This window comes from Segatella hominis (genome assembly GCF_004535825.1).
Lineage (GTDB): Bacteria > Bacteroidota > Bacteroidia > Bacteroidales > Bacteroidaceae > Prevotella > Prevotella hominis.
The window spans coordinates 22,115-47,166 of the sequence record NZ_SGVY01000015.1; the positions used below are offsets into that span (position 1 = coordinate 22,115).

Genomic DNA, 25,052 nt, shown 5'->3' on the forward strand with positions numbered 1-25,052 from the left:
AATAAGGTATGAATATCAAGAACAGAACAGTTAAGATATGGGCAACTTGCCTCTTGGCAGTCTTTTCCGTGCAGGCGAATGCACAGGAGAACGAGAAAGATCTCTTCAATCCAGTCAACTTCGCTGTGATCTCGCAGACCATCGCTCCGGATGCACGAGGTGGCGGTTTGGGTGATGTGGGTGCAGCTACAGACCCAGATGTCAATTCCCAGTACTGGAACCCTGCCAAGTATCCTTTCAATATTTCGAGAGCAGGCGTGGCACTCAACTTCACACCATGGTTGCGCTCCTTAGTCAACGATATGAACTTAGCCTATCTGGCAGGTTATTACCGTATAGGTGACTACAGTGCCGTTTCCGGTTCCTTGCGCTATTTTAATTTGGGTGAGGTTTATACGAGTACAGATGAAAATGCCACTACTATCAACCCTTATGAAATGTCGCTCGATGTGGCTTACTCCCTGATGCTCAGTGAGAAGTTCTCTCTGGCAGCGGCAGTGAGATGGATTTATTCAGATATGCGCTTCAATGAGACTGAGGATAACTCCCCAGCTTCCGCTTTTGCCGCAGATATTGCTGCCTATTATCAGAATTACGTCAATATAGGTCAGCGCGAATGTCAGTTGGGTATTGGTTTGAATATTTCCAACATCGGTAGTAAAATCACATTCAGCGGAGAGGAGTATAGTCAGTTCTTGCCAGCCAACCTGCGTTTGGGTGCTTCCCTGATGATTCCGCTTGACGAGTACAATCGACTGACGATTGCTGCAGATGCCAATAAATATCTTGTGCCAACCGTTCCGCAGCAGGAGGAAGGTGAAGACAATGCCGACTATGAAGACCGCGTACATAGAGAATATAGCGACGTATCTTCCATCAGCGGTATTTTCAAGAGTTTCAGCGACGCTCCAGGCGGATTCAAGGAGGAGTTGAAGGAAATCAACTATGGTGTAGGTGCGGAATACGTATATAATGACAAGTTCTCTATCCGTGCCGGTTATCATCATGAGAGTGCCAGCAAGGGTAACCGTAAGTATTTCACTGTAGGTGGTGGTTTCAAGATGAATGTTTTCTCTCTGGATGCTTCCTACGTAGTGGCAACGGCAAAGAGCAATCCGCTTGACCAGACCTTGCGTTTCACCTTGGGATTTGATATGGACGGAATCAAGGATTTGTTCAGAAGAAGATAAATTAGCAATATAAATAGACTATGAATATACGTGTAGGATTCGGATATGATGTGCACAAGTTGGTAGAAAATCGTGACTTGTGGTTGGGTGGCATTAAGATAGATTACGAACTCGGATTATTGGGCCACAGTGATGCAGATGTGTTGATTCATGCTATTTGTGATGCCTTGTTGGGAGCAGCCAATATGCGCGATATCGGCTATCATTTCCCAGATACGGCAGCAGAGACGCTGAATATGGATTCCAAGATTCTGTTGAAGAAGACCATCGATCTGATAGCCACCAAGGGGTATGTGTTGGGCAATATCGATGCAACCATCTGTGCTGAGCGTCCTAAGCTCAATCCGCATGTGCCTGCGATGAAGGCCTGCCTTGCCCAGGTGATGAATACGGATGAGGAAAATATTTCCATCAAGGCAACGACCACAGAGAAATTGGGTTTTACTGGAAGAATGGAAGGTATTTCCGCCTATGCTACGGTTTTGATCGAGAAAGTTTAGTCCTTTCTTCTAATAGATACATTCCGTTTCTTCTCTTGATAGAAAGACTGCTTTCTGTTTTTTCCCTCTACAGAAAGCTGTCTTTCTGTTTTTCTCTCCTTGAAATCAGACAGTCAAAATAGAAAAATGAAAACAAAACGCTCATTAGGCTTTACAAGTTGAAAGCTTAATGAGCGTTAATGGTTTCTTAAAATCTGTTGTGTTCGGGCACATTTGGTTGATGTAAATCAAAAAAACGCAAAGGTGCAGAATTTTCTTTCAAAAATATTTGGAGGAATCAGAAAATCGTCGTACCTTTGCATTCGTCAAAAGGTTAATAGATTGTTTAGGTTAGTAGTAATAGATTTAGGTTTTTAGTTATTAGGTTTTAAGGTAGATTGTTTAACAGATAGCTAAGGAGATCGTGAGATTACCTTTGGTTAAGAATTTTTTTTAAGTTAAACATATTGTATGCCGCAGCTCGAGGTGAGTTGCGGCATATTTTATTTTTCCCATTCTCATTTTTTCCCATTCTCATTCTTTCCCTCTCACCCTTTTCATCTCTTTCTTTCCCGACAATCTTTCTTTTATTTTTGAAAAAGTAGCTTTTTCTTTTTGTCCTTCAAGTAATTTGCATTATCTTTGCATTATCTTAATCTGCATTTGCAGCAAAACCCTTTGCAATAGGCGTAATAATAAAAGATAATAGGCATGAGAGTACTCATAGTAAATACAAGCGAGAAAACGGGAGGTGCTGCAGTTGCAGCCAACCGTTTGATGGAAGCCCTTAACAATAATGGTGTTAAGGCTAAGATGTTGGTGCGTGATAAGGCAACAGAGAATATCACGATAGCCAGTTTGCCGCATTCTCCTTTGCTGCAATGGCATTTTCTGTGGGAACGCTGGCGTGCTTTCTGGCATCTTCACTTCTCTTCCGTCCATCTTTGGGAAATAGATTTGGCTTGTGCCGGCTCTGATATTACCAAGTTGCGTGAGTTTAAGGAGGCTGACGTCATTCATCTGTCCTGGATCAATCAGGGAATGCTTTCACTGAAAAGTATTCGCAAAATTATTAAAAGCGGCAAACCTATTGTCTGGACTATGCACGATATCTGGCCTGCTACGGGCATCTGTCATTATGCAAGAGGCTGCAATCGCTATGCTTCTGCGTGTGGCAACTGTCCGCTCCTGCCTCATAAGGGCAGCAAGCATGACATTTCCAACAAGGTGTTCAGGCGCAAGAAGGAACTTTATCAGCATAGTAATATCTACTTCGTCACTTGCAGCAAGTGGCTGGAGCGGCAGGCTAAGAAGAGTGCCCTCTTTACAGGACTTCATCTCACCAATATTCCCAATCCGATAGATACGCGGGTCTTTTATCCTCATGACAAGGCTGAGGCTCGTCTGCGTGCCGGACTCCCGGATGATAAGAAGATCATCCTCTTCGTTTCACAGAAAGTAACTGACGAGCGTAAAGGCATGAGTTTCTTCGTAGAAGCCATAGACAAGTTGGTAGCCCAGCATCCTGAAATGAAGGAAAATACGGTAGTGGCTATCTTGGGCGGTCATTCGGAAGATGTGGCAGAGAAACTGTCCTTGCCAGCATTCCCTTTAGGCTATGTGAGTGACGAGAAGACCATCGTTCAGATTTACAGTTCGGCTGATGTATTTGTGCTCCCTTCATTGGAGGATAATCTTCCGAATACGATTATGGAGGCGATGGCTTGTGGAGTGCCAAGTGTTGGATTCAAGGTGGGTGGCATTCCTGAGATGATTGATCATCAGAAAAATGGTTATGTGGCCAACTATCGGGATGCAGACGATCTGGCACAGGGCATGTATTGGGTTTTGGAGGAGGCTGATGCAGAGGTGCTCAAGAGCAACTGTCTGCAGAAAGTGGCCCACAACTATTCGCAGCATGCCGTGGCAATGAATTATATTGAGGTGTATAATCAGGCAATGGCTTACAAAAATTACAGTTTGTAGGCAACAGCCGTTGATAAAAGTAGAGACGTTATGATCAAATTTTCGATAATTACCTGTACTTACAATGCAGAGTCTGTCTTGCAGCGCACGTTGGATTCGGTGATGAAGCAGACCTGCTGCAATGTAGAACACCTGATTATAGATGGTAAGTCGAAGGATAAAACCTTGGCAATGGTCAAGGCTTACAAACATAAGAATGATGTGGGTGAAAGTGCCCATGAAATCCGGGTTTTCTCAGAACCGGACAAGGGACTTTACGATGCCATGAATAAGGGCATTGACCGTGCTACTGGCGACTATCTCGTGTTTCTGAATGCAGGAGATGTTTTTCCTTCCGCCGATACGTTGGAATACGTGGAAGGTTGTGTAGGTGAGGGAGAAGTACTGCCGGGCGTCCTTTATGGAGATACGGACATTGTGAATATGGATGGTCGCTTTCTGCGCCATCGCCGTCTTTCTCCACCCAAGAAGTTGACTTGGCGTTCTTTCATTTGGGGAATGTTAGTCTGCCATCAGTCTTTTTATGCCCGCACGGATATTGCCAAGAGTGAGCACTATGATTTGGATTACCGCTTTTCTGCCGATGTTGATTGGTGCATCCGCATGATGAAAGCATCCAAAGCCCATAAGTTGCCTTTGCGCAATGTAGGGGCAGTCATCACCAATTATCTGGATGGTGGAATGTCGGTGCAGAACCATAAGGATTCCCTGAAAGAACGCTTTCAGGTGATGAAACACCATTATGGTCTGCTGCCCACCTTGTTGGCTCATGCCTGGTTTCTCATCAGAGGCGTATTCAAGAAATAGCCCCTGATGATAGTTCTCCGAGGATATTTCGCAGTTCTTCGACGATGGTTGCGAGATATTCTCGGATTTTTTCTGTCTCTACCTCGTTGATATATTCAGGAGCCAAAGCCTGCACCAGTTCCAGGTTCTCCATCTGTATCATGGAAGCGATAGGCAGCAACTTATGAGCCGCCTTTCCGATGTCTTCGCAAGGTAGAGTTTCTTGAGAAAGTGCATCCTGCATTTTTCTAAAATGTCCTTCCAGTTCCTGCTTTACGGTGCTGATGATTTCAGCAGCAGCGTCTTCGTCATCTTCAGCGAAAGCCAATAGTGGCTTGAAACGGATAGGGAACGTAGTTTTTCCTTTTTCTATTATCTGTTCCTTTTGAGAATCAACTTTTTCTACTCCCAAGATTTCTTCCAGTTTCTCCATAGAGAAAGGCTTGAAGAGACAATCGTCAAAACCTGCTTCATGCAATTTCGATTTGATACTTGTATCATGAGCCGTCATGGCAATCACCAGCATCTGACTGTGATTGATGTGCTTAATCATCTCCATACCATTCATTTCTGGCATTTCGATGTCCATCATCATCACTGCAGGTTGCTCATTGTGAAGTGCCGTAAGGGCTTCCGTCACATGATGGCAAGTGATTACCTTCCACGTATCACCTACCAGACGGCGCAACATCTCCTGCAGCAGTTGCAGCTGCAGAGCATCGTCGTCCAGAATGAGAATCTTGTGGTTGGCGAAATTCCGCTTCGTTTTCTGCCTGTCTTTTCCTTTAGATAATCTTGTTTCTCCTTCAATTTCTCCTATTCTTTCTGTTCCACTTATTCCATCATCTTCTATTCCTCTTTCAGTTCCTTCTTCTGCGTCAGCCTGTTGCTGCAATAGGATAGGGAAGGAAACGGTGAAGGTAGAACCTTTGCCCACTGCAGATTCGAGCTGAATCTTTCCGCCGAGCAAGGCTACCAGTTCGCGGGTGATAGACAGGCCCAGTCCTGTGCCCTCAATGCCCTGTGCGCCTTTGAGTCTGGTGAATGCCTGGAAAACCTTCTGTTTTTCCTCCGAGGTCATTCCCTTTCCCGTATCTTTCACCTGTAGAGTGAGTTCATAAGTATGCTCGTCGATGATGATGTTGTATTCATTTCTTGCCTGTTGGATAGAAGCCATGATATGTACGCTTCCCTGGTCTGTATATTTGATGGCATTGCTCACCAGATTGTCCAGCACCTGTCGGATGCGGAAGTCATCACCTCTGAATATTTTTCCCCAGATATTGTCCTTATCTGCATTTTGGAACTCGCAGGAGATTGCTAACCCCTTCTTTTCTGCCTGTAGTCTGAGCCCTTCCACACTTAGTTTCACCAACTGTTCTGGCGAGAAATTGACAGGGTTCAGTTGCATGAGCCCGTTTTCCAACTGATGATAATCGAGAAGGGAAGCCACCAGTTGGGAAAGATGGCTGGCTGAGTTTTTGATATTGCTAAGACATGAAGTTCCCTTAGGATCGCTCACATACTCTTTCATCAGATCGATAAACCCGGAGATGGAGGCAGCAGGTGCCTTGATGTCGTGGGTGATGGTAAGGAGGAGTCTTTCCCTCTGTCGCATAATGCGCTGGATTTCCTCGTTGGCATTCTCCAGGTTTTCCCTATAGACACGCTCTTTCTTAGTGTCCTGGTAGATGTACCAGAGTAGGATGATGGCAGCAATGATGGCGATGATGGCAAGGAAGGCAATCTGCCATATCAACTGCTGGCGTGCTTCCATCGCCTTGTTGATGGCATGTTGCATGGATGTGCGCTCTTTCTGGTGTGCCTCATTCAACTTCTTGGCAGAACGCAGGGCAAGTTGCGCATTGACAAGCTGCAGATCCTCCATCTCCTTGTTCACGGCTTCACTATGGTGAGTTGAGACTTTCTTCTCTTTTTTCTCAATATCTTCCAGAATGTTGGCCACATTCTCTGCCACATTGATAGGTGTGGCTACAGAATCCACTACCGCCAGATTCGTATCTCTCTTTACGCTGATGGTTTCAGCATGTTCTTTCTTGAAAGCATCGGCAAGGCGTCGGAAGAATCCTCTTCGGGTTTTCAGCACTTCTACCGTAGTGTGTTTAGCCTCGTGAGTCTGCGGGGCTTTCTTCTCTACCACAATGGAGTCTTTGCCCTTGCTGAGACTGTCCACCTTGGCGCGCAGATAGCCTTTGCTTGACTTACCTGCCAATGCCTCCGAGAGTTGCTTGAGATTATTCTGTTCTTCCTTGAGCAGTCGAGTCATCGTACTATCAGCCACATCCTGCTTCTGAATATATTCGCGGGAAGCCTGGTTGATGTCGTAGATAGACTTGGTATTGCTATATACGAGCACCATTGCCAAGATGAGGACAATGGCAGTAGCTGTATAGCCGATAGCAACTTTTAAAGGGACATTATTTTTTTGCATGATAAAAAATCTTTTCTTAGATGCAAAGTTAGCTTAAAAAATCTGATTTACCATCTAAAAGTGAAGGAAAAACAAGAAAATTGAGAAATAGAGGCCACATCGATACCCCCAAATACAAAAAAACAGGAGAACAAAGCCATGATAGCCTTTTATCTCCTGCCCGATTGAAAGCGACGTGTAATTATTTACTGTTTTTTGAAGGTGATGTTATTCTGCAGTAGCTGCTGAGTCTGTAGATTCAACTGGTGTAGCTGCTGTAGAATCCTGAGCAGCATTCTCTGCTGGAGTAACTTCATTCTCAGCTGGAGTTGCAGTTGTGTCGGCTGGAGCGACTGTGTCAACTGGAGCTGCGCATGATACACTTGCCATCTTGTTAGAGGCGAACACGTTGCTAACTGATACCATTACCAATGCTGCGATAGCTGCAAATACTAATTTCTTCATAATTGTTATGTTTTTAATTTGTGAATATATTATTTTATTTATTTCTCTTTTGTGAAGCGCCTTATGTACTTTTCGTCCCCTTTTTTGTGGAATTTTCCTTTCTCTTTGTGGAATTTCCTGTCTTTTTGAGGAACATTCAGTTCGTTTGCGTCTTCGCTTAAATATATCACAATAGCCGTGCCAAAAATATGAAGAAAATTGTAAGTAATTGATAGATAGTGTGTTATGCGTTTTTACTCCAAAAAATAGATGTGTGGAAGTGTGGGGAAAGTGTGGAAAAAGTGTGGAATATTTCCCCAAGAAGGTGTGGAATAGCTAAAACCCGAAATGATTTTGACCCAAAATGACCATGACCAAATGACCGGGGACCTTTATTTGGGTCGTCTATTAAGACCAAGGTGGTTCGTCTATTAAGACCAAGATGGGTAGTCTATTAAGACCAACATTTTTCTTTAGAGGAAACAATTTTTTCGAGGAAATGAAAAGCGGTCATTTGGTCATGGTCATTTTGGGTCAAAATCATTTCCCGAAACCACTATTCACGCTATTGAGAATTTGCCCCGTATTTCTTGAGTTTGTTATAGAGAGTTTTCCTATCTATAGCAAGCAGCTGCGCAGCTTTGCTCTTATTGCCTCCTGCTGCTTTGATGGCCGCTTCTATACGTTGCAGTTCTGTCTGTTCATCATGCAAGGTGATAGGGGCTTGTGGCTGAATCTGGCTCATGCATTGTTCGAGTTCATTCACGCTGATATAGTCACCCTTGGCAAGCAGGGTGGCACGTTTCATCACGTTGTTGAGTTCTCGCAGGTTACCAGGCCAGTTGTAGGATGCAATTCTTTCTTTGGCTTTCCCGTCCAGTCCCAATATCTGGCGTCCCAACTCTTTGTTGGCCTTTTTAATAAAGAGGTCTGCAAAGAGGAAGAGGTCTGTTCCGCGGTCTTTCAGCTCAGGCATATAAATCGTGAACTCATTGACGCGATGATACAGGTCTTCTCGGAAATTGCCTTCAGCCACTCGTTGGGCAAGATTTTCATTGGTTGCACATACGAGTCGGATGTCGATGTCTATTTCCTTGGTGCTTCCCAAAGGACGGATCTTCCGTTCCTGAAGAGCACGGAGCAACTGTACCTGCACCTCGTAGTTCAGGTTTCCCATTTCATCCAGGAAGAGTGTACCGCCATTAGCCATTTCAAAAGCGCCCTTCTTGTCTTGATCAGCACCGGTAAAGGCTCCCTTTGTGTATCCGAAAAATTCTGATGCAGCTACGTCTTTCGGAATGGCTCCACAGTCGAGCGCAAAGAATGGTTTTCCTGCCCGTTGGCTCAGATCGTGGATGCGGTGAGCCACATATTCCTTTCCTGTTCCGCTGGCTCCGAGGATGAGGACAGACATAGGAGTAGGGGCAACAAGCGAAACAAAATCGTACAGTTTCTTGGAGGCTTCGCTTTCTCCTTCCAGATATTTCGGAACATCCTGATTATTAGAGCTCTCTGAGGATATCCCAGCTGAAGCACGGTTAGTCTGGCTCTTTGTTCTTTGTGAAACAGAAGAAGCGCTTTCATCTTCAGCAGATGAAGAATCTTGGCGTCTGACTCTTCGTTCTTCGCTCTTACCATCATTTTGTACTTGTCTTCCAGCTTTCAATGCCTCTTGAATTTTTTCTAACAAGATGTCTGGATGGAAAGGTTTGGCAACATAATCAGTAGCGCCCGATTTCATGGCGAGAACAGCATTCTGAACTTCTGCATAACTGGTCATGACGATGAAAGGAATGGTGTAATCGTGTTTTTTGAGCCATTGCAGGAGAGTGAGTCCATCATGATCCGGGAGTCTGAGGTCGGACAAGACCAAGTCCCAGTGACTGTTGTCTTCAAAAAAATGCAATGCCGATTTCACCGAAGTCGCTCTTTCAACTTCGAATCCCTTTTTTCTGAGCCATGTCTGTATCATGGTTCCGAAAGCTAAATCGTCTTCTACTATCAATATTTTAGCCATGCTGTTACAATCTTTTTCTCTTCCGGAGGGCAGCTCCTTATGATGTTGGAGTGCTATTCCTTATTATATTGGTACTGTTTTGAATTGCAAATATACAGAAATAAAATGTATCTGACTACCCTTTTAACTTTCTTTTGCGTATTATGACGCAAGATTTACCAAACATTTGGTTTATAAGACAGATACGAGAAAAATAAATGAAATAAAAGTAATATGAAAAAGTTTAAGAAATGGGCTCTTGTAGCAATAGGAATGATGACGCTTGCCGTCTCTTTGGGTTCCTGCTCGGACGATGATAATGATTACTATTTGAGAACCGTTCCGAATGCTCTTGTTACGGTGAAGGTGACTGGAGATAGATGTTATTTTCAATTGGATGATCAGACAACATTGGCTCCTGGCAATATCAGTAAGAAACCTTTTGGAGATAAAGAGGTTCGTGCACTGGTCAACTATACGATGACCGACCGTAAAGATGATAAGTATGGGGCAGTGGTCAACGTCAACTGGATAGACAGTATTCTGACGAAGAAACCTGTACCTTGTCTGGCTACTCCAGAGGAGAATGATGCCAAGTATGGGCATGATGCAGTAGATATTGTGCGTGATTGGGTGACGATTGTAGAGGATGGCTATCTGACGCTGCGTTTTCGCGCCCTTTGGGGGAATGTAAAACCGCACTCTATCAATCTGATAGCTCATGTAAATCCTCAGAATCCATACGAGGTAGAGCTTCGTCATCATACGAATGGTGACCCTCAGTTGCGCTGGGGAGATGCTTTGGTAGCTTTCGATTTGAATGACGTTTTGCCGGACACTCAAGGTAAAAAGGTGAAACTTACTGTCAAGTGGAAATCTACTGTGGGCGATAAGACTGTAGATTTTGATTATTGTTCCCGCAAGTCGATGACGGCGGAAAACAATAACTGATGATATTTTATATATTGTGTATGAGGAAAGGAAGAGGGGCACGACCGTCATGATGATGGTTGTTCCCCTCGATTTTTTTCTTTATCTAACTCTATTTGAGTAATTTCAGGGCTTCTGCTGTCAGATACGGCTTGATTTTATCTAAAGGAACTGTAAAGGAGACTAATCCCATAGCATAAGGTCCTATTTCATATTGCTGATAGATAAAATGTACTCCGTCTTTTGCCAGATATGGGGAGGAAGAAGGCAAAGGAATGATTCCGTTTTCTATAAACAGATAGTCGTTGAGCTGAGCATCTGTTATTTGTTCTTCATTTTCATTCTGTCCTTCGTTTCCTGTCTTTTCTTCATTTGCTGTTTGACTTTCATTCCCACTCTGTTGGTTCAAGTAACTTAATACCCCCTTGCGCAAAATCGGCTGTAAGTCCTTTACCCTGGCCGTATCTACCACCTGACTCAGTTTCTTTCCCGTAGCCTTTACAATATTGAATGAGCGTTCGAAGGTAGAGCCGTGAGCACCGGCAAGATAGGCATACGAAAGGCAATGATAAGTAACATAACTGTCCGTTTCTGCTTCCTTATTCAGCCTGATGTCGTAGCTCATATTTGCATTGGCACGTGGGTCGGCTTCCTTGAGGTCTTTCATCTGACTTTTCAGATAGGCAAAATTATCCTTGCAGTATTTTTCAATCACCAAATTCCCGTTGGCAAGATCGCCCTTGTAGCTTTCCTGCTTTTCTATCTCATCTCCATTTATGTTTCCAAGATACAGATTGGCTAATTCCTCATTGAGGATAGCTCTGATATTCTTTGAAAGTTCATTGGGTTCAGTTGGGTAATCCACGCTGATGGTGCATTGTACTATTTTGCCTTCTTGCAGGATGCAACTGTCTGTGTTGACTACGAGCGTGTCTGCAGCCTGCGCTTCCTTGATGTCGTTAGCAGCCTGTGCCTTTGTCGAACTGGCTTTGCAGCCCATCATGATGCTGGCTACTAAGGCAAGTGTTATGAGTGATAAATGTTGCTTTTTCATCTGAATTCTGTTTTTAGTTGAAATATCGAGGGTAAAGGTAAGCTATTTCTTTGATAATTGTATCTTCTGTTCACATTTTTTAGAAAATAAAGTCTGAACTTGTCACATATTTTTGTATTTCTACCAAGAACTTGCTCCATTTTGTGCACTTCTATCAAGAACTCTCCCCATTTTGTGCTTGTAAATGCATATTTTGCAGTTAATAATTTTGCATTTTACAAGAATTATGTTACCTTTGCGCTTAAGTTTAGATTAGAAATGAATCCAATAACGCAAACCATCATCCTGTCGGCATCTGCGGTGAGAATGCTTCCGCACATTGCCTTGTATCTGCTTCATAAGAAGGAGATAGATGCCGATTTGTGCCAAGTGCAGGACAAGAAGCCTTCTGTCTTGAATTTTATCAAGGCGTGTACACGTGAACGCTCTTTTCGCAATCTTTTTTACTACCGCATGGGCGAATACCGCTCGGTATTTATCTCTTGGCTCTTGCCTCCAGAGCGAACTTTGAATATCTGGTGTCCTCGCATCGGAGAGGGTGCTCATCTGGAACATGCTTATGCTACGTATCTCAATGCAGAGGCTATCGGCAAAAATTTCTATTGTCTGCAGATGGTGACGTTGGGCAATGGGAAAGGCGGAAGACCTACCATTGGAGATGATGTGAAAATTTATACGGGGGCAACGGTTTTTGGAGGCATTCGTATTGGTAATCAGGTGACTATTGGAGCTGGAGCCGTAGTTTTCCAGGATGTGCCTGATGGTTGTACGGTTGTGGGAAATCCAGCAAGAATAGTTGAAAAATAATATAAAAATATAGAAGTTATGAATTATGCACTTATCATAGCAGGAGGTTCTGGTAACAGAATGGGTCAGGACATTCCTAAGCAGTTTATGCATGTGGATAATTGTCCGATTATTATCCATACGCTGATGGCTTTCCAAAAACATCCTGATATTCAGGGTATTGCCGTGGTATGTCTGGCAGGTTGGGAAACGGTTTTGCAGTCTTATGCCAACCAGTTTAATATTACCAAGCTGAAATGGATTTTCCCTGGTGGTAATAATGGTCAGGAATCCATTCATAATGGTATTTATGGTCTGAAAGAGGCTGGATGCAGTGATGATGACCTGATATTGGTACATGATGCGGTTCGTCCGCTACTTTCACAGGATATTATCTCTTCCAATATCGCTATTTGTCAGAAATATGGATATGCAATAACCGGCATCAAGTGTCGTGAGGCTATCTTGGAGAGTGAGGATGGATTTACATCGACTACAAGTATTCCACGTGACAAGTTGATCCGTACTCAGACTCCTCAAACCTTCCGCTTGGGCAATCTGATTGCTGCACATGAGGAGGCAATGGCGAAAGGCATTACCAATTCTGTGGCTTCCTGCACCTTGATGGCAGAACTTGGTGGCAGACAAATGCATGTTGTTCCTGGTTCAGAGAAGAATATCAAGATTACAACCATAGAAGACCTCGAAATCTTGAAGGCTTTGATGAAGGTTCAGCCTGAATCTTGGTTGAAGTAGATTTTATGGGATGTTGTAGATTCAATGGGTTGCTACGGATTTAATGTCAGTAGATTTAATAGATTTAAAAATGTAAACAAATAGTTTATGGTAGAACATTCATCTTTTTCTGGTCATTCTCCTAATTCAGATTATTCTCCTTATAATCATGATATAAGGAGACTCTTTTCTGACGAATTGAATCTGGAGCGCCTTCGTGGTTCCCGTATTTTGGTTGTTGGAGCTACGGGATTGATAGGAAGTTGCATTGTGGATGTTCTGATGCAAAATCCGGATAAATGCTATCAGGTTATTGCTTCAGGACGTAATCGCAATCGGGCAAAACAGAAGTTTGCTGCCTATTGGGAGGATGATATTTTCTCCTTCATTGAGATGGATGTGACGCAGACGGTGCAGGAAAACCTGGAAGGACAGACCAATGAAAAAGCTTGCAGTTACTTATTGGAAAGGGTGGATTATATCATTGATGCTGCCAGTAATGCCAGCCCTAATTTTTTCAAACTGAAACCTGTGGAGGTCATGAAGGCCAATATCAATGGAGTTTCTCATCTGATGGAATATGGACTGGAACATGGTATGCGTAGGATGGTGTATGTTTCTTCTGGCGAAATTTACGGTGAGGGTGATGGCTCTGAATTTACAGAGATGAGCAGCGGATATGTGGATTGCGCCTCTGTTCGTGCCTGTTACCCTTCATCCAAACGTGCGGCTGAAACTCTGTGCATGTCTTATGTCGAAGAATATCATGCAGATGTGGTTATTGCCCGTTTGAGCCATACCTATGGTCCTGGATTTACCGAAAGTGACAACCGTGTATTTGCTCAATTCATCAGAAATGTATTGAGAGGAGAGGATATTGTTCTGAAAAGTAAGGGTGAGGCATTCCGCTCCTGGCTCTATGTTGTGGATGCAGCTCATGCTATTTTGCGTCTTCTGATGGATGGAGAGAAAGGAAATGCCTACAATGTGGCACACTCGGAGTCCAATATCTCCATTCGTCAATTGGCAGAGTTGATTGCTGGAAAGGCGCATCGTAAGGTCGTATTTGATATTCCCGAGGATGCTTTGCAGGGCAATACGACTCCTATTACCAAGGCTACGTTTAATACAGATAAACTGAAAGCTTTGGGTTGGAAACCCTTGTTTGATGTAGAACAGGGTTTTGAGCATACTTTGGCGGAGTGTTCTGCTGGCAGCCATTCTTCTTCTAAGCAGTGAGATGGTGTCATAAGTCCAAGCCCCCTTACTCTTTTGAGGAAAGTTTCTTTTTGATTTCGTCCCAGCTTTCTCTCTTTTCCATATTGAGATAATAGCGCAGGTGTTTTTCCACTCGCTGTTCTACAGGAGGGAACTGCATGTAGTCTCCAAAGAAATGGCGCAGGTATCTATCGGCTTCCTCTGGTAACAGTACGGTGGTGTCCTCGAAAGGAAACTCCTTACCCTTGCCAAGCCAGGCTTTCGGGAAGATTTCCTTATAATGATACGAACCGGTGTTGACCAGTACATTTTTTGCCGTTTCGAAATCATAGCGATGACTCATCTCGTCCATTTGGCTGATCAGACGGTGGCGCAATCGGCTTCTGAAGAAAAACGCTAAGGTCTTGATGGCAAAACGTCCCCAGGTTTCCTTGTGAAGGAGCAGGGAAAGGTATTCTCCGAAAGTGTTGTGGGTAGTGACTGCGTTCAGGCGGTTGATGGTTTTGGAGTACTTGCGATACAAGGCTTTTGCTGTCTCCAGATCATCATCCGTAGCATCCAATGGGAAAATATCCACATAGAGTCCGATGATGCAAGGACGTTCTTTCTCCTCGATGAGAGTGGTTTCCCGATTGACAAGTTTGGAGAAGTAGAGCGGGTAGGATTCATTATTATAAGGAGTCACAACCTCATATTTGCCAAAATCTTCTTTCTTGGCAATCTCTAATAATCGGTCGTAATCCGGGCGCGGCATCAGTACATCAATGTCATCGTCCCACGGAATCATTCCATGATGGCGTGCAGCTCCGATGGCAGTACCAGCGCAGCAATAATATCTGAGGTTGTGAGTCTTGCAGATTTCCATGAATGCCTTCAATATGTCAAGAATCGTGGCATTCCATTCCTTTTTGATGCTTTTTATCTCCATGTTTTTTGTATTTATGGTTGCAAAAGTAAGCAAAAAGTTTTGAACTTCAAACTATTTGTGCTACTTTTGCAATAAAAAAGAAAAAATGGCAGAAACATTGAAGGAAAAGACAGCCAAGGGATTGTTTTGGGGAGCTATGAACAGTGGTTCCACGCAGATACTGAATATTCTTTTCGGAATATTCCTGGCCCGATTGCTCACTCCTGCTGATTATGGAATCATCGGCATTCTTACTATCTTTACTCTCATTGCAGGTAATTTGCAGAGCAGTGGCTTTACGCAAGCCCTTGTCAATATCAAGCAACCTACCCACAATGACTACAATTCTGTATTCTGGTTTAATGTGCTCGTAAGTCTCACCATGTATGTGGTGTTGTTTTTCTGTGCGCCATTGATTGCTGATTTCTTTCATCAGCCTTGTCTTACCTCCCTGTCCCGTTTTGTCTTTTTAAGTTTCTTCATCTCCTCCTTCGGTATTGCCCAGAATGGTTATATGATGAAAAACATGATGAACAAGGAAATTACCATTGTGAATTTCATGGCACTGATCTGTTCTAATATTGTAGGTCTGGTGCTGGCTTTCAATCAAATGGCTTATTGGAGTCTTGCCTGGCAACAGGTAATTTTTATCCTTGTGCTGAATATCGGAAGATATTATTATACGGGCTGGCGACCTAATTTCCAGATAGATTTCGGACCTGTCAGGAAGATGTTCGGATTCAGTATCAAACTTCTGGTTACCAATATCATCAATACGGTGAGTACCAATGTGCTTACTTTTGTCTTCGGCCGTTTTTATCCTATCAATGATGTAGGCAACTATTCTCAGGCCTACAATTGGGATACGAAGGCCAACTCGTTTGTGGCCAATACGGTGGGACAGATTGCACAACCTGTACTTTCTTCTATTCGTGATGATCAGAACAGAGAAATGATGGTGTTTCGCAAGATGCTACGTTTTACTGCATTCCTTTCTTTCCCGTTGATGTTTGGTCTTACTTTGGTTTCTCGGGAATTCATCCTCATCACGATTCATGAGAAATGGGTAGCCAGCGTGCCTCTGCTGCAGATTCTCTGCATAAGCGGAGCTTTTATGCCTGTTTATACGCTTTACCAGAATCTTGCCATCAGCCGTGGCAGGTCGGATGTCTATATGTGGTGCAATCTGGGGCAGGTCATCGGTTTGTTAGCTTTGGTGCTTTTCTGCCATCAGTATGGCATTCAGATGATGGTTGTTGCCTATACCTTATTTATTATAGGCTGGCTAGTAGTGTGGCAGGCAATGATTAAGCGCATTACGGGTTTGAGATTTCTGGATGTTGCCAAGGATATTTTACCTTTTATGCTTTGTGCGGCATTCACTATGGGAGTAACCTACCTGCTTACTCGTTGGCTGGAGAACATCTATCTCCTGCTTCTGGTTCGTCTGGTAATTTCTGCTGCCATCTATTTCTGCATCATGAAGTTGCTGAAAGTGCAGATTTTAGAAGAATGTCTGGCATTTGCGAAAGGTAAATTCCGCAAGAAATCGTAATTTGAATTTCCTGCGGAATCTATTTCCTGATTGTCTGGTATTTCTGTAAATCCTATTTCGTTCCCAACAATCTTCTGTATGAGAGATAGAGGAGATTGACGCAGTTTGCCGGAATACCCCATTTGATGAGTTGGATGACGAGCCGGATAATGTGACTGTGGGGGATATAGTTCAAGCTTTTATCTACTTGAGCCAGACTGATCTTGGCATTTCTTGCCCAGCGGTAAGCATTTACTACACCGATGTCAATGGCTCTCCGGTAAGTGTTTGCCGTGTCATATTTCTCAAAGAAATCTATCAGATGTCTGGTGGATTTGAAATACGAAAGAAGATTCTTCTCGGATATGTTGTGATTGTAGGAATTGATATTATCTGTACGATAATAATAGACTACATCATTGATGCAGACCTTGTGATTTCCATTTCTTTTGCTTCCAACTTTATGATTTCTAACTTCTCTTGTCTGTGGGCTTGCGTTGTTTGCAGTCCTCTTGTCCTGAATGGAATGATAGAGAAATTGGGCATTCCAGAAGAGATCTTCAGCATAGTTGATTCCTTCTTCAAAGAAGATTTCATGTTCCATAATCATCTGTCGTCTGTAGAGTCTTCCCCATAACCGGTTTGTGATGATGTTCTGGCAGATGAGCATTTTGAGGAACACCTCTCCATTTTCAGTGAAGGGTCTTTGAGGTTCTGAGGCCTTTCCGCTGTTCCATTCACAGTAGCTTCCGTCTATCAGGTCAGCCTGTCCTTGCGTATTTTCCGTCAGCCCTGTCTGTCCCTTTGTATTTTCTATCAGTTTTTCCACTGCATTTTCAGGCAGGAAGTCGTCACTATCTACAAACATGATGTAGTCGCCGTGTGCAGCCATGAGTGCGTTTTGTCTTGCCGCTCCCACGCCCCTATTTTTCTCATGATGGATGATGCGTATCTGCGAAGCCCTTTCCGGATATTCCTGGATGAGAGATTCCAGAATGGAGATACTGCGGTCGGGCGTACAGTCGTCCACAAATATGTATTCGATTTGTGCATACGACTGCCCGAACAATGAGCGGGCACATTGTTCGATATATTTTTCTACTCCATAGACAGGAGTCAGGATACTGACCGTTAGCATACGCTTTTCTTCTTTTTGAATATTGATATTATCTTCTTTTTTTCCTGATTCACTTCTACTTTCTATCTTGTAAGATAGTCGAAAATCAGTGTACTGTTGTAGAAGAATAGGAAGATGGCTAAGATTGCCAATGCCGGGCGCAAGAACTTGGTATATTTCTCCTTGCCTTGCTTGAGAATATATCCGATGGCAATAGGGATGATGAAAGCCCAGTGGGCTGCCATGATGTAAACTTCATTCAGTCCGAATCCCATTACCAGATGGATGAAAGCATCGCAGAGCACCCAAGAACCAGTGAGCCACAGGAATGGGGAACGTCTGCCCAACCATAGCCCCGTAATCAGTAGGGCTACGATTACCAGTTCTATTATATAAGGTATAGGAGTCTGGTATTTAACGAATATCGGTCTATGACTATGAATATCCTCCAGCAGATGTTCCTTGTGCAGCATCAGCGATTCGCCGAATACATTTTCTATCAGTGATTCAGAGCGGGAAACCGACATGTCTGCCCATTTCAGCATGCCTTTCTGCTGAATGTTCTTGCCGGCAATTTCCTTATCATGAGCCTCTTTCTGTGCCATTTTTGCTCTGAAAGTACTGTCCTTGGCAGCCTTTTTCTGTACCAGGCGCAAACCTTCCTGACGGTTGGGAATAATGAAGGCGCGGTTCTGATAAATTCCTGCAGCTCCTATCAGCAGTGTAGGCAGGATAATTCCTAACGCCAGATATTTCGGACGGAAGAGTTTCTTGCCGTTGGTGAAAAGGGCGGCAAGGAAGGTTTTGGCTCCATTGCTGAGTGTGATTCCTGCCGTAAAGAAGAAAAGAAGGGCGCATTGCCACCAGGGCATTCCTCGGTGCTGCTGTTGCTGGCGACCTGCCAGATAAAGCGTCATCGACAGGAAAAAGAGTGACATTCCGAAGTGATCATCTACGAAAGTAACCAGCAGAACGTAGGCGAAGGAAAAGAGCAGGAATGTGAGTAGATTACTGTCGGCAGCCTTCAGTTGCATGATCTCCCTGAAAATCCTTCGTATGAAAATCGTGGAATAGGTGCCCAGGAAAGTCATCATCACAGCCACGATGGTAGTGGCGCAATTCCTGGAAGTCAGTTCCATCAGCCATTCATTGAGCATCGTCAAAGGATAGAGAAAGAAGGGAAGCATCGGATGCCTGTATTCCGTATAATACACTTTCCATTTGGAGAGTGTGAGATAAGTATATGGGTCGAACCCCGATACCTGGAAATTTTTGGTAAAGATGGTCCAGTAACCTACATTTCCATTCTTGCTGAAATCTGCATAGTGGTAGGTTACCATCAGCACGTTGAAGGCAACAATGAGCAGGAAGGCTACGAGCGCAAAGAGCCTTTCTTCTTTCTTAATCTTGAATATATTGTTCATCCTTGAATATTATTGTTTATTCTTGAATATGTTTTTTGTTGAAACGATTTCTTTATCTTGCAAAAGTAATTGTTTTTTTTGAATATTCAAAATGATAGGTTTTATTTTGTGTGATTTTATGTAAAAAACATGTTTTTGTTTTGTGTTCTCTCTGATTTAATGTATCTTTGCGATTGTATTGGTATCAGGCGCACTGTCAAGACTGGTTGTTATGTCATCGCGGATAGTAGTACTTACTTTGCCGATGCAGTAGTACTTACTTTGCTGATGCAGTAGCATATGGGAACATTTTTAACCGTATAGTTAGAATTTATTTCTGGTTGATACCGTGTGTTTTTCTGAATAATATTGAATATATTTCTGAATAATAATATAGAATATGATGAAACATGCTTTTTTGATAATGGCTCACAATAACCTGGAAATTCTGCAGACGTTAGTTTCCATGTTGGATGATGAGCGCAACGATATTTTCCTGCATATTGATCTCAAGTCGAATATGCTCGCAAACCATCCTATGTCCACCTCCAAGGCTCGCCTTTTTGTTTTGGAACATCGGGTGGATGTGCGTTGGGGTAATCTCAGTCAAATTCGAACTGAATATGCTTTGCTTGAAGAGGCTTTGAAGCATGGATCATACGAGTATTATCATATTCTTAGCGGACAGGATTTGCCTATCAAGACGCAGGATGAAATCCACCAGTTCTTCCATGAACACAGAGGCAAGGAGTTTGTGGGCATCAATCGTGGTGAAGAATTTGAGTGGGATTGCCGCCGCAAGATGATGAGATGCTGGTTTCTTACTCGCTATACACGCACCAGATGGGGCTGGTTCAATGGAATTATCAGGCGCATCAATAAGTATCTTTCGCTCTGCCTGATGCCTTTTGTTCACCGCTCGAAAATGGATTTTGCCAAGGGAGCCAACTGGGTAAGTATCACACAGAAGTGTGCTGAGTATGTGGTCAGCCAGAAGGCGTTTGTACTCAGCCGATTCAATTTCACTTTCTGTCCCGATGAGTTCTTCCTGCAGACCTTAGTATGGAATCATCCGGAATTCCGACAGGCATTGTATTCTGAAACAGATGAATATGAGGGGTGTATGCGACTGATAGACTGGAAACGGGGCAATCCTTATGTCTGGACATCGGCAGATAAAGAAGAACTTCTGCATTCCAATCGCCTTTTCGCCCGCAAGTTTGACTTGAAAGATCGGGAAATCATAAAATGGGTAAAGGAAACTTTCAGTTGAGAGTTTCCTTTACCCATCTTTATTTTCTTTTTGGGGATTCCTCGTCCCGTTTTCCTTTTTCTTCTTATTCTTTCCTTTTTTCTTAGGGCATTCTTGGAGCGATTCTTATTTGCCCCTTTATTTTTCGTTTCCCAGCCTTAACCTATCATATAATTAACCAGCAGATAGCCGTTGCTTATCCATAGATAGAGTGTGAGGGCGAGGAGCAATCCTCGGAGTCCCCATGTTTGCCAATTCCCGGAACGCCTTTTTCCAGACAGGTTTCCATCTTTTTCCACTTCTGCCTGATATCGGGTTCCTGCTTTTTCCACCAGGAAGCCGATGGCGATAGGGAGAGCATACATATAATGGGCTGTCATGATGTAAACCTCATTGATGCCGAATCCCAAACCGATGTGTAGAGCAAAATCGAAGAGGAAGAACATCATCGTGAGCCACAGAAAACGTGACTTCCTGCCAGCAATGAGTCCGAGGATGAACAGAATAACGATGATTCCTTCCACGACGTAGTTGACTGGCGATTTGTATTTTACGATGACTGGTCGGTCACGGAGAACATCGCCCAGCAGATGATCCGGATGCAGCATGATGGCTTCTCCGAAGAAGTTTTCCACCATGGTCTCACTCCTTGAAGTCGAGATGTCTGTCCAACTGCTGAATTCTCCCTTGGCAATCGGTTTTCCCTTGTTCTTGTTCCATATCTGCTTATGGTCTCTTACATATTTGTCGCGTGCTTTCTGTTTCACGATTTTCTTCACGGCAATAGCCACGTCAGCTGAATCTTTTACCTGGGCAGTATCCTTGTATTGCTGCATGAGCTTTTCTCGGGCTTCCTTGTCTTTCTTCATCTTGATTTCCTTGCGTGCCATTTCCTTAGGCCATACGAAGGTGCGGTATTCCCAACGTGCAAATCCCCAGATGACAGCCGAAGGCAGAATGACTCCTAAGAGGAAGTATTTGATGCGGAAGAAGTGCTTGCCATTGGTAAAGAGGGCGGCGAGGTATGTCTTCAGTCCGTTGTTGAGCGAAACTCCTGCCGTAAAGAGGAAGAGGAGAACCGTTTGCCAAATGGTGAGCTTTCTTCCCTTTTTGATGCAGACACCCGTGATGTAGAGCGTGGTGAGCAATATCATCATCGACATGATGAAATGGTCGGGCACCATCGCCGACACCATGACGTATGCAAACGAGAAGTAGAATGCTGAAAGCAGATTGGCATCCCAGCGCTCTGTACCAATCACTTCCCTGAATATTCTGTAGAGGAAGATGAAGGAGTAGAAAGCGCAGAATACGAGAATAGCTCCCACGATGTATTGCACGCAGTTATAGCCCGTCAGCATCATCAGTCCCTGGTTGATCTGGTTGGGAATGTACATGTAAAATGCCAGCAGTGGATGGCGATAGACATTATATTCCGTGTTCCACTGCGAAACAGCCGCATAGGTAAGTGGGTCAAAACCAGCTACATGGAAGGCCTTGACAAAGAGCTTATGGTAGTTTTCCGAGAGTTGGGAAAACTGGTTGTTGTACTTGATGATGGTCAGCGCATTGAGGACGATGGAAACGAACAGCGCTATAATGGCCGACCATTTTTCCTCTCCCTTGATGCGGAAAATATCGAATACTTTTTTCATGAATAGCTATTATTTCTTGAGAAAGAATCTTACCAGTAGGAAGTTTACCGGTATGCAGATGCAGAGCGTAGGAATCATGGCCATCTGTTTGGCTAATCCCAAACCAACAAAGAGGTTGAGGAAGAGTGTCTGCATACTGTAGTTCACGATATGTGAGAAAGTGAAACCAGCCCCTCGCTTGGCATTGGCTTTCACTTTGAAGGTGTAGCGGGTGCTTGCAATGAAGTTGAAGATGAAACTGAGAATATAAGCCAGTGTGTTGGCAACAGTAGCCAGTGTGTGGTCGCTGTTTCCCAATGCAGGGATAAGGTTTGCCAGCAGCGGCATGGCTGCAAGATAAATGACGTATTGCAGGACGGTAGCAATACCGCCCACGATTGCAAAACGGACGACCTCGCCAAGTTTCTGACGCTTGGCGAGGTCTATCTGGTTATATTTTTCCTTGATATTCATATACTAATGTCTATCGTGCAGGATGAGTCTTGGGTCTGAAAGGTCTGGATTATCCGTAGATAACCTTACCGTTCTCGTCCTCATAAGGAGCCAGATCCTTGGCATACTGGTTCATGGCACGGAGGCTCATACCCATTGATGAGAAACCACCATCGTGGAAGAGGTTCTGCATGGTTACCTTGCGGGTGAAGTCAGAGAACATCATCACGCAGTAGTTAGCGCAATCCTCAGCTACGGCGTTTCCGAGAGGAGACATCTTATCAGCGAAGTCCATCATGTTCTCGATGTCCTTGATTCCCTTACCAGCTGTAGTAGCAGTAGGGCTCTGAGAGATGGTATTGATACGTACGTGCTTCTCGCGTCCGTAGATGTAACCGAAACTGCGGGCGATGCTTTCGAGCATGCTCTTAGCGTCAGCCATATCGTTGTAACCGAAGAAGGTACGCTGAGAAGCCACGTAGGTAAGGGCTACTACAGAACCCCACTCGTTGATGGCGTCGAGCTTCTTGGCTACCTGCAACATCTTGTGGAAAGAGATAGCAGAAATATCCAGAGTCTTATTCAGGAAATTGTAATCGAGATCATCGTAAGTACGGTGCTTGCGTACGTTAGGGCTCATAGCAACAGAGTGGAGCACGAAGTCGATTTTGCCACCGAGTTTCTCCTGAGCCTCAATGAATACCTTTTCCAAATCTTCAACGCTGGTCGCATCAGCTGCGATGATAGGGGCGTTGATTTGTTCAGCGAGCTTGTCGAGAGTACCCATGCGAAGGGCCATAGCTGTGTTACTGAGTGCGATAGTTGCACCTTCCTCAGCAGCCTTTTCGGCTACTTTCCAAGCGATAGATTCCTCATTGAGTGCACCAAAGATGATGCCACGCTTGCCTTTTAACAAATTGTGAGTCATTGTTATCTTAATACTTTTGTTTAATAATAACGGCTTTCCTTCTTATATATAATAAGGTATAAGACCGTCTGTCTTACCTTGCCGTTGAAATCGTGCGCAAAATTACGAAAAATGTGCAATATAAGCAAGCTTTTTCGATAAAAAGTGATGTAAACGTTTTCTTTTTCTCCGATAATTTGCCAAAACCTTTAAAAAAACTCAATTTTGGCAAGTTGTTAGATTGGATAACTTGCCAAAATCGATTATTTTTTGTAATTTTGGCAAGTTATTAGATTTTTAGCTTATGGATAAACTGATAGGAAGAAAGCTTGAACAGGCTAAACTTCAGGCTTGTATGGAGTCTGAACGCTCTGAATTTGTAGTCGTCTATGGTCGTAGGCGTATAGGAAAAACGTTTTTGGTAAGACGTTTTTTCAAGGACAACTATGCTTTCTCATTTGTAGGAAAACATGAAATGAGACGTGAACAACAATTGGCCGAGTTTGCTAAAGAACTGATGTGCTATTCTCATTCAACTTTTGTTCCACAGCTGAAAAACTGGACAGAAGCGTTTGATGCTTTGCAAAGATTATTAGAAACTTACAACATTCCAGGAAAAAAAGTTGTTTTTTTTGACGAAATGCCTTGGATGGATACACCTAAATCAGATTTCGTATCGGCATTGGAAAACTTCTGGAATGGATGGGCCAACATGCGTGATGATATTGTATTGGTGGCTTGCGGATCTGCCACATCATGGATGGTGGACAAACTCCTGCATAATCAGGGTGGACTTTTCAACCGCATTACCCAAAAAATTTATCTTCGTCCTTTTAAACTGAGTGAGATGGAGCAATATCTGGATGAAAAGCATTTTGGATGGAACCGTTATCAGATAGCCCAATGCTACATGATATTGGGCGGTATTCCCTTTTATCTGACATTGCTCAATCCCAAACTCTCCCTATTGAGCAATATTGACGAACTTTTCTTTGCAGATGCTCATGCCATGCTGCGAACCGAATATAATGAATTGTATTCCACCTTGTTTAAACGTCCAGACAACTATCTTGCAGTCATCAGGATGCTGACCGAACGGAAAGAGGGATTTACCAGAAAGGAAATCAGCGAGAAAACTAAATTGGGTGGAGCTGCACTTTCTAAGATTCTGTCTGATTTGGAACAGTGTGATTTCATCTTTTCTTATGCCCGTTACGGCAATGCCAAGAACAATGCAATCTATCGCATCAAGGATTTTTATACCTTATTTTATTATAAATATGTGAATGGAATAGATACGAAAGACAGTCTTCGTTGGACTCATCTTTCATCTACGCCTCAGGTGTCAAGTTGGCAAGGCTTCAGTTTTGAACTTCTCTGCCTACTGCATTTGGATGAAATCAAGAAGGCTTTAGGGATAGATAGAATTCTCAATGATGCAAGTGCTTGGCGTAGCAGGCAACCCGAACAGAATACGCAAATCGACTTGGTGATAGAGCGTGCCGACCATAATATCAACCTTTGTGAAATGAAGTTTTCTTCAGGCATGTATGCTATTGATAAAGGTTATGAACAGAAATTGAGAGAACGCATGTCTATTTTCCTGGCAGAAACCATGACCAGATGCAGCACCCGCATCACCATGGTTACCACCTATGGAGTATTGCAGAACAAACATTCAGGCATTGTAAATGATGAAGTTTTGCTGGATGATTTGTTCGAATGAGATTCATTTTCTCCTTATACAACTTTGGTATGTATAAGGAGAAAAACGTAACAAATAGTAAGCAGAAATGTGCTATTCCTTACT

22 protein-coding genes are annotated in these 25,052 nt (G+C 43.5%); 11 read left to right on the forward strand and 11 right to left on the reverse strand.

The window, feature by feature from the left end:
- The first annotated feature begins 8 nt into the window (after positions 1 to 8).
- The 4 genes from porV to EXN75_RS07360 all read left to right on the forward strand — a co-directional run bounded on the left by porV (position 9) and on the right by EXN75_RS07360 (position 4,462).
- A complete protein-coding gene (gene porV / locus EXN75_RS07345; RefSeq protein ID WP_134843301.1) occupies positions 9 to 1,190 on the forward strand; it encodes a type IX secretion system outer membrane channel protein PorV in 1,182 nt (393 codons plus the stop codon).
- 20 nt (positions 1,191 to 1,210) lie between these two features.
- The gene (gene ispF / locus EXN75_RS07350) at positions 1,211 to 1,690 is read left to right on the forward strand and encodes a 2-C-methyl-D-erythritol 2,4-cyclodiphosphate synthase (RefSeq protein ID WP_134843302.1); all 480 of its coding nucleotides are present in this window, start codon (positions 1,211 to 1,213) and stop codon (positions 1,688 to 1,690) included.
- 690 nt (positions 1,691 to 2,380) lie between these two features.
- Complete coding sequence (locus tag EXN75_RS07355) at positions 2,381 to 3,655, forward strand: glycosyltransferase family 4 protein (RefSeq protein ID WP_118117017.1); 1,275 nt, start codon at positions 2,381 to 2,383, stop codon at positions 3,653 to 3,655.
- Between the two features lie 30 nt (positions 3,656 to 3,685).
- Positions 3,686 to 4,462, forward strand: coding sequence for a glycosyltransferase family 2 protein (locus EXN75_RS07360; protein WP_118117018.1), 777 nt, complete (start codon positions 3,686 to 3,688; stop codon positions 4,460 to 4,462).
- Here EXN75_RS07360 and EXN75_RS07365 read toward each other — a convergent pair.
- The 3 genes from EXN75_RS07365 to EXN75_RS07375 all read right to left on the reverse strand — a co-directional run bounded on the left by EXN75_RS07365 (position 4,452) and on the right by EXN75_RS07375 (position 9,333).
- On the reverse strand, positions 4,452 to 6,893 hold the full coding sequence (locus tag EXN75_RS07365; protein ID WP_134843303.1) for a hybrid sensor histidine kinase/response regulator: 2,442 nt from the start codon (positions 6,891 to 6,893) through the stop codon (positions 4,452 to 4,454). The two genes, EXN75_RS07360 and EXN75_RS07365, sit on opposite strands and share 11 nt — an antisense overlap.
- A 207-nt stretch (positions 6,894 to 7,100) precedes the next feature.
- Positions 7,101 to 7,337 (reverse strand): hypothetical protein, encoded by a 237-nt coding sequence (locus EXN75_RS07370; protein WP_118117020.1) that lies wholly within the window; start codon positions 7,335 to 7,337, stop codon positions 7,101 to 7,103.
- Positions 7,338 to 7,881: 544 nt separating this feature from the next.
- The gene (locus EXN75_RS07375) at positions 7,882 to 9,333 is read right to left on the reverse strand and encodes a sigma-54-dependent transcriptional regulator (RefSeq protein ID WP_134843304.1); all 1,452 of its coding nucleotides are present in this window, start codon (positions 9,331 to 9,333) and stop codon (positions 7,882 to 7,884) included.
- 213 nt (positions 9,334 to 9,546) lie between these two features.
- Here EXN75_RS07375 and EXN75_RS07380 point away from each other — a divergent pair, with 213 nt between their 5' ends.
- Positions 9,547 to 10,263 (forward strand): NigD1/NigD2 family lipoprotein, encoded by a 717-nt coding sequence (locus EXN75_RS07380; RefSeq protein ID WP_134843305.1) that lies wholly within the window; start codon positions 9,547 to 9,549, stop codon positions 10,261 to 10,263.
- 91 nt (positions 10,264 to 10,354) lie between these two features.
- Here EXN75_RS07380 and EXN75_RS07385 read toward each other — a convergent pair whose 3' ends face one another.
- Complete coding sequence (locus tag EXN75_RS07385) at positions 10,355 to 11,296, reverse strand: RsiV family protein (RefSeq protein WP_118117024.1); 942 nt, start codon at positions 11,294 to 11,296, stop codon at positions 10,355 to 10,357.
- Between the two features lie 258 nt (positions 11,297 to 11,554).
- Here EXN75_RS07385 and EXN75_RS07390 point away from each other — a divergent pair, with 258 nt between their 5' ends.
- From EXN75_RS07390 to EXN75_RS07400, 3 genes are all read left to right on the forward strand, one after another.
- Positions 11,555 to 12,103 (forward strand): serine O-acetyltransferase, encoded by a 549-nt coding sequence (locus EXN75_RS07390; RefSeq protein WP_167639470.1) that lies wholly within the window; start codon positions 11,555 to 11,557, stop codon positions 12,101 to 12,103.
- A gap of 18 nt (positions 12,104 to 12,121) precedes the next feature.
- Complete coding sequence (locus tag EXN75_RS07395; protein WP_118117025.1) at positions 12,122 to 12,838, forward strand: IspD/TarI family cytidylyltransferase; 717 nt, start codon at positions 12,122 to 12,124, stop codon at positions 12,836 to 12,838.
- An 87-nt stretch (positions 12,839 to 12,925) separates the two neighbouring features.
- The gene (locus EXN75_RS07400; protein WP_134843306.1) at positions 12,926 to 14,056 is read left to right on the forward strand and encodes an NAD-dependent epimerase/dehydratase family protein; all 1,131 of its coding nucleotides are present in this window, start codon (positions 12,926 to 12,928) and stop codon (positions 14,054 to 14,056) included.
- Between the two features lie 25 nt (positions 14,057 to 14,081).
- Here EXN75_RS07400 and EXN75_RS07405 read toward each other — a convergent pair whose 3' ends face one another.
- Positions 14,082 to 14,963 (reverse strand): LicD family protein, encoded by an 882-nt coding sequence (locus EXN75_RS07405; RefSeq protein WP_118117027.1) that lies wholly within the window; start codon positions 14,961 to 14,963, stop codon positions 14,082 to 14,084.
- An 85-nt stretch (positions 14,964 to 15,048) separates the two neighbouring features.
- On the opposite strand from EXN75_RS07405, the gene EXN75_RS07410 reads away from it, so the two are divergent.
- Positions 15,049 to 16,497, forward strand: coding sequence for a lipopolysaccharide biosynthesis protein (locus tag EXN75_RS07410; protein WP_134843307.1), 1,449 nt, complete (start codon positions 15,049 to 15,051; stop codon positions 16,495 to 16,497).
- A 52-nt stretch (positions 16,498 to 16,549) separates the two neighbouring features.
- Here the strand turns inward: EXN75_RS07410 and EXN75_RS07415 are convergent, their stop codons facing one another.
- From EXN75_RS07415 to EXN75_RS18485, 3 genes are all read right to left on the reverse strand, one after another.
- On the reverse strand, positions 16,550 to 17,614 hold the full coding sequence (locus EXN75_RS07415) for a glycosyltransferase family 2 protein (RefSeq protein ID WP_134843308.1): 1,065 nt from the start codon (positions 17,612 to 17,614) through the stop codon (positions 16,550 to 16,552).
- 62 nt (positions 17,615 to 17,676) lie between these two features.
- Positions 17,677 to 19,017 (reverse strand): DUF6080 domain-containing protein, encoded by a 1,341-nt coding sequence (locus EXN75_RS07420; protein ID WP_134843309.1) that lies wholly within the window; start codon positions 19,015 to 19,017, stop codon positions 17,677 to 17,679.
- A 156-nt stretch (positions 19,018 to 19,173) separates the two neighbouring features.
- A complete protein-coding gene (locus EXN75_RS18485) occupies positions 19,174 to 19,296 on the reverse strand; it encodes a hypothetical protein (protein ID WP_281279462.1) in 123 nt (40 codons plus the stop codon).
- A gap of 100 nt (positions 19,297 to 19,396) precedes the next feature.
- Between EXN75_RS18485 and EXN75_RS07425 the strand changes: the two genes are divergently transcribed.
- Positions 19,397 to 20,269, forward strand: coding sequence for a beta-1,6-N-acetylglucosaminyltransferase (locus EXN75_RS07425; protein ID WP_233524642.1), 873 nt, complete (start codon positions 19,397 to 19,399; stop codon positions 20,267 to 20,269).
- 137 nt (positions 20,270 to 20,406) lie between these two features.
- On the opposite strand, the gene EXN75_RS07430 is transcribed toward EXN75_RS07425, so the two are convergent.
- The 3 genes from EXN75_RS07430 to EXN75_RS07440 are packed head-to-tail and all read right to left on the reverse strand — an operon-like array spanning position 20,407 to position 23,263.
- A complete protein-coding gene (locus EXN75_RS07430) occupies positions 20,407 to 21,903 on the reverse strand; it encodes a DUF6080 domain-containing protein (RefSeq protein ID WP_134843310.1) in 1,497 nt (498 codons plus the stop codon).
- A gap of 9 nt (positions 21,904 to 21,912) precedes the next feature.
- Positions 21,913 to 22,356 (reverse strand): GtrA family protein, encoded by a 444-nt coding sequence (locus tag EXN75_RS07435; protein ID WP_022110344.1) that lies wholly within the window; start codon positions 22,354 to 22,356, stop codon positions 21,913 to 21,915.
- A gap of 49 nt (positions 22,357 to 22,405) precedes the next feature.
- Positions 22,406 to 23,263: an enoyl-ACP reductase FabI gene (locus tag EXN75_RS07440; RefSeq protein WP_118117032.1), complete on the reverse strand. Its 858-nt coding sequence runs from the start codon at positions 23,261 to 23,263 to the stop codon at positions 22,406 to 22,408.
- Between the two features lie 283 nt (positions 23,264 to 23,546).
- On the opposite strand from EXN75_RS07440, the gene EXN75_RS07445 reads away from it, so the two are divergent.
- Positions 23,547 to 24,968 (forward strand): AAA family ATPase, encoded by a 1,422-nt coding sequence (locus EXN75_RS07445; protein ID WP_134843311.1) that lies wholly within the window; start codon positions 23,547 to 23,549, stop codon positions 24,966 to 24,968.
- Positions 24,969 to 25,052: the final 84 nt, after the last annotated feature.

Bases quoted from the DNA above. Each gene is read 5' to 3' on its own strand.
- porV (WP_134843301.1), top strand. From the start codon at position 9: ATGAATATCAAGAACAGAACAGTTAAGATATGGGCAACTTGCCTCTTG.
- EXN75_RS07435 (WP_022110344.1), bottom strand. From the start codon at position 22,356: ATGAATATCAAGGAAAAATATAACCAGATAGACCTCGCCAAGCGTCAG.
- EXN75_RS07365 (WP_134843303.1), bottom strand. From the start codon at position 6,893: ATGCAAAAAAATAATGTCCCTTTAAAAGTTGCTATCGGCTATACAGCT.
- EXN75_RS07410 (WP_134843307.1), top strand. From the start codon at position 15,049: ATGGCAGAAACATTGAAGGAAAAGACAGCCAAGGGATTGTTTTGGGGA.
- EXN75_RS07420 (WP_134843309.1), bottom strand. From the start codon at position 19,017: ATGAACAATATATTCAAGATTAAGAAAGAAGAAAGGCTCTTTGCGCTC.
- EXN75_RS18485 (WP_281279462.1), bottom strand. From the start codon at position 19,296: ATGCTACTGCATCAGCAAAGTAAGTACTACTGCATCGGCAAAGTAAGT.
- EXN75_RS07385 (WP_118117024.1), bottom strand. From the start codon at position 11,296: ATGAAAAAGCAACATTTATCACTCATAACACTTGCCTTAGTAGCCAGC.
- EXN75_RS07430 (WP_134843310.1), bottom strand. From the start codon at position 21,903: ATGAAAAAAGTATTCGATATTTTCCGCATCAAGGGAGAGGAAAAATGG.
- EXN75_RS07445 (WP_134843311.1), top strand. From the start codon at position 23,547: ATGGATAAACTGATAGGAAGAAAGCTTGAACAGGCTAAACTTCAGGCT.
- EXN75_RS07355 (WP_118117017.1), top strand. From the start codon at position 2,381: ATGAGAGTACTCATAGTAAATACAAGCGAGAAAACGGGAGGTGCTGCA.
- ispF (WP_134843302.1), top strand. From the start codon at position 1,211: ATGAATATACGTGTAGGATTCGGATATGATGTGCACAAGTTGGTAGAA.
- EXN75_RS07380 (WP_134843305.1), top strand. From the start codon at position 9,547: ATGAAAAAGTTTAAGAAATGGGCTCTTGTAGCAATAGGAATGATGACG.
- EXN75_RS07405 (WP_118117027.1), bottom strand. From the start codon at position 14,963: ATGGAGATAAAAAGCATCAAAAAGGAATGGAATGCCACGATTCTTGAC.
- EXN75_RS07415 (WP_134843308.1), bottom strand. From the start codon at position 17,614: ATGCTAACGGTCAGTATCCTGACTCCTGTCTATGGAGTAGAAAAATAT.
- EXN75_RS07400 (WP_134843306.1), top strand. From the start codon at position 12,926: ATGGTAGAACATTCATCTTTTTCTGGTCATTCTCCTAATTCAGATTAT.
- EXN75_RS07425 (WP_233524642.1), top strand. From the start codon at position 19,397: ATGATGAAACATGCTTTTTTGATAATGGCTCACAATAACCTGGAAATT.
- EXN75_RS07370 (WP_118117020.1), bottom strand. From the start codon at position 7,337: ATGAAGAAATTAGTATTTGCAGCTATCGCAGCATTGGTAATGGTATCA.
- EXN75_RS07395 (WP_118117025.1), top strand. From the start codon at position 12,122: ATGAATTATGCACTTATCATAGCAGGAGGTTCTGGTAACAGAATGGGT.
- EXN75_RS07440 (WP_118117032.1), bottom strand. From the start codon at position 23,263: ATGACTCACAATTTGTTAAAAGGCAAGCGTGGCATCATCTTTGGTGCA.
- EXN75_RS07390 (WP_167639470.1), top strand. From the start codon at position 11,555: ATGAATCCAATAACGCAAACCATCATCCTGTCGGCATCTGCGGTGAGA.
- EXN75_RS07360 (WP_118117018.1), top strand. From the start codon at position 3,686: ATGATCAAATTTTCGATAATTACCTGTACTTACAATGCAGAGTCTGTC.
- EXN75_RS07375 (WP_134843304.1), bottom strand. From the start codon at position 9,333: ATGGCTAAAATATTGATAGTAGAAGACGATTTAGCTTTCGGAACCATG.